This is a genomic window from Okeania sp. SIO2F4, assembly GCF_010672385.1.
Classification (GTDB): Bacteria; Cyanobacteriota; Cyanobacteriia; order Cyanobacteriales; family Microcoleaceae; genus Trichodesmium.
This window is the reverse complement of sequence record NZ_JAAHGT010000792.1, coordinates 1-4,630: the sequence shown is the minus strand read 5'-3', so window position 1 is coordinate 4,630 and position 4,630 is coordinate 1. Positions and strand designations below refer to the sequence as shown.

2 protein-coding genes are annotated in these 4,630 nt (G+C 46.0%); one reads left to right on the top strand and one right to left on the bottom strand.

What is annotated here, in order from left to right; translation table 11 throughout:
• Nucleotides 1-413 precede the first annotated feature (413 nt).
• On the top strand, nucleotides 414-1,049 hold the full coding sequence (locus tag F6K22_RS32790) for a vWA domain-containing protein (protein ID WP_293107962.1): 636 nt from the start codon (nucleotides 414-416) through the stop codon (nucleotides 1,047-1,049).
• Nucleotides 1,050-1,327: 278 nt separating this feature from the next.
• Here the strand turns inward: F6K22_RS32790 and F6K22_RS32785 are convergent, their stop codons facing one another.
• The gene (locus tag F6K22_RS32785) at nucleotides 1,328-4,384 is read right to left on the bottom strand and encodes a beta/gamma crystallin-related protein (protein WP_293107959.1); all 3,057 of its coding nucleotides are present in this window, start codon (nucleotides 4,382-4,384) and stop codon (nucleotides 1,328-1,330) included.
• Nucleotides 4,385-4,630: the final 246 nt, after the last annotated feature.

Below are 4,630 nucleotides of genomic sequence, written 5' to 3'. Positions count from 1 at the left end.
CTGCTAACTCCGGGTTAGCAGTAACTTATCCACAAAAAATAACAGCATTTCAACCAAAAGAATTACTCAATTTAGCAGAAAAATACCTATCTCCAAATCGCTATGCAGCAACAGTATTAATACCTAGCTAGAACTAGAGAAACTAGATAAGAGCTAATTTTGCTATAAGTTAAGTATTGTAGGCGTTGCATAATTTATAATTATAAATATTCACTCCATTTTACTACTTCCGTTGCTATTGATTATAACTACTCCCTACTCTCTACTCCCTAATAAGTTTAATCTCTATTCAAATCAAAATTTTATATAATTTCAGATTAATTTAATAGACATAGATTAATTCAGATTGCTACTATTTTTATCATAGTACAAAAGACTATATTGTTCCTCACTAAAATCCTAGGTAAAAATCTATGTCTGAGAAGCATTCGTTGCTGGAAAATAGAGACTACACATTTATTTTCGCCAGAAGCATTGAAAGCTGGTCTTCCTCCCATCCCTATTATGAGCATTGGCTTGCAGCGCAAACAAAAATCATTGACTTAGCAAAACGTTGTCAATCATTAGATAGTGATGGAATTACTGTTTACTTGGCGTCAAGTCCTTTTATTAAGCATACAAACACAGAAGTCATAAAATTAGCACAACTATTTCAGATTAAAAACCCCCCAGAAACAATGGATTTAGTAAGTAGTCTTCAAGATGCTATTGATGACTATTTTCAGCGCCGAGATGCAAAGCAAACTAAAAATGGAGACATTATCTTAGTATTAGTAGATAAAATATCTAACGAGCAAGAATCACTGATTAATTTAATTAGGAATGCTACTGAAAAAATTGATTTGATTCCAGGTACAGAAAATAGTTATGAATTAGGAATTAGTTTTTTACAGATAGGTGAAGATCCAGATACAAAAGAATGTTTGACTTACCTTGACGATCATCTTGTTGAAGTTGGTGCAAAATGTGATATTGTAGATACAAAGTTATGGTATCAAATTAAGCAAAAATCTCTTACAGATATTCTGATTCATGCTTTGGTTGACTAGCAAAATGTAGTCAGGAATCAGGACTCAGAGGAGAACAAGCATATTTAAGTGTGCATCAATTTGGGATGTTCCTACCTCTAGATTTTGAACGGAAACGGTCAATTTTTAAGTAGGCTCGATGAACTGAGAATCAGCAATTGTACTGAGAATCCCCCGCTGAATTAAAGATTACAGCAGGGGACTATGTAAATCTAAAGTCCTACATACAGGATGTAGTCAAAAGATTTAAGGTAACATTTGACCGCTAGTAGGAAAAACCGAAGAGTGACATAACAGGGTTACGCTTTGATAAACCGGGTCGATGAAGTCCTATTACTAAAGGTGTGGCTCTGTTGGAGATCCGGATACTCACCGGGTTCGAGGTCGATGTAGTCACCACTACCATTGAAAGTGTCGTAGAGCCTGATCTTATCTCCTGGCCTGTAGTTCGGCCCTTTGAATACCTTCACCGAGGAAGTCAGGTTGTTGTAGGAGGAGTAGGTATTCAGGTTATCCACATCCTCAAATATAATCAGCTTCCGACCTCCGTAGTTCACAAGGTCGTAGAGTTCGGCTACCACCGGGATCGGACTCACCGCTGGGGCTGGTGGCACACCCTGGTTGAACTTGACCGAAGAGATCGCGTCCCCGAACCAGATTGGTCCATAGTGGACATCCTCATATTCACCAGGTTTCAGCACTAACTGACTACTGATATAGTTGGGGTCGCGGTAGAAGCTCACCTCGTAGTCGGCATTCGGGTCGAAGTTAGGACCAGGACGTATCTTCAACGAGCTAACTGTGTTATTCATATGATAAGGAGTTGCCAGTTCGGGGGTGTCTTGGCTCAAGAGCAGACGCCGACCTGGACCCGCTCCCCATATCGAGCTTTGGGAGAAGAAATGGTCGTACAGCTCCACGATTAAGGGAATGTGGGCGTACTCCATCGACCCGGGGGAAACGGGTTCAGACCCCGTGCCATCTCCGATGATGAACTTGGTTGATGAGGTCCTATTACTAAAGGTGTGGCTCTGTTGGAGATCCGGATACTCACCGGGTTCGAGGTCGATGTAGTTACCACTACCATTAAAAGTGTCGTAGAGCCTGATCTTATCTCCTGGCCTGTAGTTCGGCCCTTTGAATACCTTCACCGAGGAAGTCAGGTTGTTGTAGGAGGAGTAGGTAGCCAGGTTGTCCACATCCTCAAATATAATCAGCTTCCGACCTCCGTAGTTCACACCGTCATAGAGTTCGGCTACCACCGGGATCGGACTCACCACTGGGGCTGGTGGCACACCCTGGTTGAACTTGACCGAAGAGATCGCGTCCCCGAACCAGATTGGTCCATAGTGGACATCCTGATATTCACCAGGTTTCAGCACTAACTGACTACTGATATAGTTGGCGTCGCGGTAGAAACTCACCTCGTAGTCGGCATTCGGGTCGAAGTTCGGACCCGGACGGATCTTCAAGGAGCTAACTGTGTTATTCATACTATAAGGAGTTGCCAGTTCGGGGGTGTCTTGGCTCAAGAGCAGACGCCGACCTGGAGCCCCTCCCCATATCGAACTCTGGGAGAAGAAATGGTCGTACAACTCCACGATTAAGGGAATGTGGGCGTACTCCATGGACCCGGGGGAAACTGGTTCAGACCCCGTGCCATCTCCGATGATGAACTTGGTTGATGAAGTCTTATTACCAAAGGTGTGGCTCTGTTGGAGATCCGGATACTCACCGGGTTCGAGGTCGATGTAGTCACCACTACCATTGAAAGTATCGTAGAGCCTGATCTTATCTCCTGGCCTGTAGTTCGGCCCTTTGAATACCTTCACCGAGGAAGTCAGGTTGTTGTAGGCGGAGTAGGTCTGCAGGTTGTCCACATCCTCAAATATAATCAGCTTCCGACCTCCGTAGTTCACACGATCGTAGAGTTCGGCTACCACCGGGATCGGACTCACCGCTGGGGCTGGTGGCACACCCTGGTTGAACTTGACCGAAGAGATCGCGTCCCCAAACCTGATTGGTCCAGCATTTAGATCCGGATACTCACCAGGCGTCAGCACTAACTGACTACTGATATAGTTGGGGTCGCGGTAGAAGCTCACCTCGTAGTCGGCATTCGGGTCGAAGTTAGGACCCGGACGGATCTTCAACGAAGTCGTGAGGTTATTCATCACATAAGGAGTTGCCAGGTTGGGGGTGTCCTGGCTCAACAGAAGACGTCGCCCTGGACCACCCCCCAAGGAGTTCCTGGTGAACCAGTGTTCGTAAAGCTCCACGATTAAAGGAATATGCTCATAGGGACCAGGCGGAATGATGGCAGGAACTGTGATTTTGACTGTCTTGCCTGCAACGATTTGTCCATCGGCGACGACATCAAGGGAGCCGTTGAAGACCTGAATATCTGTGGCGGCTGCAACATTACCAAGCCAGGAAACGTCGAAGCTAATTTCATGGTCTTGGTCTCTGCTGAGGGGGCCATGACCGGCTGCCGGGGCGATCGCTTGCACAAACGGTTCGGTCGCACCACTCGCTACTAGGCGCACGTTCCTGATTGTGGTGATCTGTGCTGCTAACTCAGCAATAATCTGCTCAACAGCAGTATCTGGACTGACACCTTGGATTAGTATGCCCCCCGTTGTATTGGCAATCCGGGTTCCTTGTCCCGCTTCGCCCAATGGATTGCCGCAATTATTGCGATACCAATCACTTACCCTTTCGATCCGGTTATCCAGCCCGTACTGTGCGCCACTGCTTCTCAAGCTCATTGCGAGCACGGTAATTTTCTCGGCCACTAGCTTATCGGTGACCGATTTCTCGGTAATGTTGTAGTCTAGGCTGGAGATGGTCTTGCATATAGGGTCATGACCTCCAGCATCACCAATCCAGACGATGATCCGCTGGGCATCGGCACGCCAACCAATGTTGCCACCTGGTGGTTCGGCCACCCGATCTAGCGCATAGAACTGAGCCTCCGGAACGTCCAAACCTGGGGTGGTCTTCCAGGTATCGACTGCGGCTTTAACATCGGCGATATTGGCAGTCAGATTACACTGGTGCTCGAAGACGAAGGGATGTCTGCTAGGCTCTGGAGCTGGAAAGTCTTTGTAGTTGCCAACTCCAAACTGGACATCAGACCCTAAAGCCTGAGTTTGGTTGACGATATCTACCATACCTCTCTGGACGGAGGCGATCGCTGCAGCCATGCTACCAGTCGTGTCTGATAGAAAATAGACATCGACTTTCGGGACTATTCCTAATTTCGGAATCGTGACCTTAACCACTTCGGCGAGGGTCTGATCTTTTGACAGAGTCAGATCGTTGGTTGGCGGTGAAACCTGAATTGGATTACTCATTCAGTGAAATAACTCCTTTGAGAAAAAAGTTTTGGTTTCTGAATATAAATCCTACCATCAGAAGTATTTCCGAGTAAATGAATCTCTAAGTTAAAAAATGTTACGACCAGCAATAACGCTTATTCTGGGTCAGGTTCGGGATTAACTGCAACTATAGCACTACGCATTAAGGCTCTTGACATTTCTAAACCCTGAAACCTTTTAACCGTTTACTATTCCCTCCATACCTATTCCCTATTCCCGATA